This is a genomic window from Neisseria sp. HMSC064D07, from assembly GCF_001837185.1.
Lineage (GTDB): Bacteria > Pseudomonadota > Gammaproteobacteria > Burkholderiales > Neisseriaceae > Neisseria > Neisseria flavescens_C.
The window spans coordinates 1-2,919 of sequence record NZ_KV831655.1 but is presented as its reverse complement, the minus strand read 5'-3'; the positions used below and the strand labels follow the sequence as shown (position 1 = coordinate 2,919).

Here is a 2,919-nt window from a genome sequence, read left to right as displayed (position 1 = left end):
CTTCTTCAGCTTTCTTGGCTTCTTCAGCTTTCTTAGCGTCTTCTGTTTGTTTTGAATCACCTCCTCCGCCCGAGCCGGAATTATTGCCCGGCTGTTGCGGGGTCGGTGCAGGCTGTGCAGACGGCGTACCACCACCGCTTGAACCGCATGCACTCAATGCGATGCTGCAGGCAATCGCCAGCATACTTAATTTAAATGATTCCTTCATGGTCAAACTCCTGAATGTGATAATGGTATTTTGGAATGATGGTGATAAAATATTTGATAATTATTTACATCAAACCAATTAAAATATACCGCAAATGCGGATAACCAAACGGTACTAAACTTGCATCAGTATGAAGGTCGTCTGAAAACGGAATTTATGAATCCGTGCATACAGATGTGTTTCAGACGACCTCTACTTATATCGTCAAACCATTAATGACGATGCGGAATAAAGCCTTCCGGAGCTTCCGCACCTGCAGGCAGGTCAAATGTTTCGCGCAGAACGACTTTGTAGAACGCAAATGCATCTTTTGCACCTTGAATCGCTTCGGCTTCAGCTTCAGGGCTTAAACCCAAAGCATTCAGATGCTCGACAAAAGCACGCCAATGTTTGCCGCGGCCGTTCGGATGGGGAGCGAGGTGGCGCGCGCCGTGTTCGCCGGTGTAATCCAGCTTTTGCGCGTGTTTAAATAAAAATGCTGCGCCCAAATTGGAACCTTCGGCGCAATACAGCCAACCGATGGCTTTATTGCCGGTTTCATGCGGCAGCGGTTTGCCGTATTCGTAAGGTTTGTCGCCCAAATCCGCCAAGTCTTGCGTTACCGCATCGTAACGCGCCATGTATTCCAGCTCGGGAATGGCTTTGTTCAACTCGGGGTCTTTATAGATATGATCAACCGCTTTGTGGAACACGGATTGCAGTTTCAAGAATTTGATGTAGTTCTCTTTATTGGAAAACGGCTCGACAGACATAACCAAGTTGTCCACGCTGTCATGAATGGTGGTGGTTTGCTCTTTCAGCCGTTTGGCAAAAGTCAGCTCTTGTGTTTCGCTCATGTGAATATCCTTTATAAAGTTTCAGACGACCTTCAGGCCGCCTTTATTTAAACAAGGTGGATTGGATAGGTTTGAAAACGGATATGGGATGGAAGCGGAGGTTTGCAGGATGGGAACCCGTCAAATCCGTTTGAAAACAAACCATCGGGTTTCGTTATTTTGTGAAATATTTTTTAAAAATATATATCATTCCAATTCAAATGGCAAGAGAATGATTTGCAGCTACTTGCAACTACAAGATAATAACGGACAATTTCCCACCTTCGGCAAACAAAAGATTCAGATTTAACGGAAAATGGTTTCCTAACCATAAAGAATATTGTTTACAAAGACATGACTGCATCTTGGCAGATACCGTCCTTGCCCTGCCTGCGTCAAAACGGCATACTTTCGCCATACCGAGCCGTAGGTCGTCTGAAACCTGCTACACTATCAAAAAGAAAGAAACAACATGAACCCTATCCGCCCCTTCTTAGACCATACTCCCCAAATCCACGAATCCTGCCTCATCGACGAGACCTCCGTCATCATCGGCGAAGTATCGCTTGCCGAAGACGTATCCGTTTGGCCGTATGCCGTGTTGCGCGGCGACGTGAACAGCATCAGCATCGGCGCGCGCAGCAATGTACAGGACGGCAGTGTCTTGCACGTTTCGCACAAAAACGCGGAAAAGCCTGAAGGTTCGCCCCTTATCATCGGCGAAGACGTAACCGTCGGACACAAAGTCATGTCGCACGGCTGCCGCATCGGCGATCGTGTGTTGATCGGAATGGGTACAATTATTCTGGACGATACCGTCATTGAAGACGACGTGATGATAGGCGCAGGCAGCTTGGTGCCACCACGCAAACGTTTGGAAAGCGGCTATCTCTATGTCGGCTCGCCCGTCAAACAAGTCCGCCCGCTGACCGAAAAAGAAAAAGAATTTTTGAAATATTCTTCTGCGCATTATGTGCGCCTGTCCGGCCAACACAAACAGTCAAAATAATTTTCAGACGACCTTATATCCCCTAAAAAAAGAAAGTTTTATGCACACACTCTACCTAGCCTCCGGCAGCCCGCGCCGCCGCGAAATTCTGGAAAACTTAAGATTCAAAGTTATCCGTATCCCTGCCGACATCGACGAAACGCCGCATTCCGACGAAAAAGCCGCCGATTATGTGCAACGTATGGCGCAGGAAAAAAATGCCGCCGCTGTCGAGCAATGGTTAGCCACACACGACGCGTCGCCCGAATATCCGATTCTGACCGCCGACACTACGGTCGCCTATCAAAACCACATTCTCGGCAAACCGGAAACCGAAGCCCAAGCAGCCGAAATACTCGCCCGGCTTTCAGGGCAGACGCATCAGGTGCTGACTGCCGTATGCGTATATTGGCAAGGGAAAACGCACGGCGTTTTGCAAACCAGCGATGTACGTTTCAAAACCTTGTCTGCCGAAGAAATATCCGCCTATATCCGAAGTGGCGAACCGATGGACAAAGCGGGCGCGTATGGCATTCAGGGTTTGGGCGGCGTGTTTGTCGAGCATTTGCAAGGCAGCTTTACAGGCGTGATGGGCCTGCCCGTTTACGAAACGGTCGGCTTGTTGGAACAATTCGGATTGAGTATTCCCCCATTTGCCTGATTTTAAATACCTTCAAACAAACATTATGAAAACATACGTCTTCCCCTTTTTATCCGCAGTATTCCTTCTCGCTGGCTGCACCACTTTTTCAGACGACGGTACACCCGCCATCCGCAAAGGCAACGACAGCATCCTCTCTTTCGGGAAGCTTGGCTCCGCTATAGAAGATGCGCCCGCAGGCGGCTGGGTCATGCTCGGCGATCAATACACCTATGAGACCTTTGCAAAAAAGCCCTTCCCCCGACAG

The 2,919-nt window shown here is 48.7% G+C and carries 4 protein-coding genes and 1 pseudogene; 3 read left to right on the top strand and 2 right to left on the bottom strand.

All coding sequences use genetic code 11. The features are described 5' to 3' along the window. Positions 1-208, bottom strand: a pseudogene (locus tag HMPREF2608_RS02805) (transferrin-binding protein); the annotation flags it as partial. 212 nt (positions 209-420) lie between these two features. Then, positions 421-1,044 (bottom strand): biliverdin-producing heme oxygenase, encoded by a 624-nt coding sequence (locus HMPREF2608_RS02800; RefSeq protein ID WP_070825914.1) that lies wholly within the window; start codon positions 1,042-1,044, stop codon positions 421-423. Between the two features lie 451 nt (positions 1,045-1,495). Here HMPREF2608_RS02800 and HMPREF2608_RS02790 point away from each other — a divergent pair, with 451 nt between their 5' ends. The 3 genes from HMPREF2608_RS02790 to HMPREF2608_RS02780 all read left to right on the top strand — a co-directional run. Further along, positions 1,496-2,032: a gamma carbonic anhydrase family protein gene (locus tag HMPREF2608_RS02790; RefSeq protein WP_070825912.1), complete on the top strand. Its 537-nt coding sequence runs from the start codon at positions 1,496-1,498 to the stop codon at positions 2,030-2,032. 40 nt (positions 2,033-2,072) lie between these two features. Then, positions 2,073-2,672, top strand: a complete 600-nt coding sequence (locus HMPREF2608_RS02785; protein ID WP_070646353.1) for a Maf family protein — start codon at positions 2,073-2,075, stop codon at positions 2,670-2,672. 25 nt (positions 2,673-2,697) lie between these two features. Further along, positions 2,698-2,919: hypothetical protein (locus tag HMPREF2608_RS02780; protein ID WP_141761452.1), on the top strand; the 222-nt coding region annotated here is incomplete at its 3' end.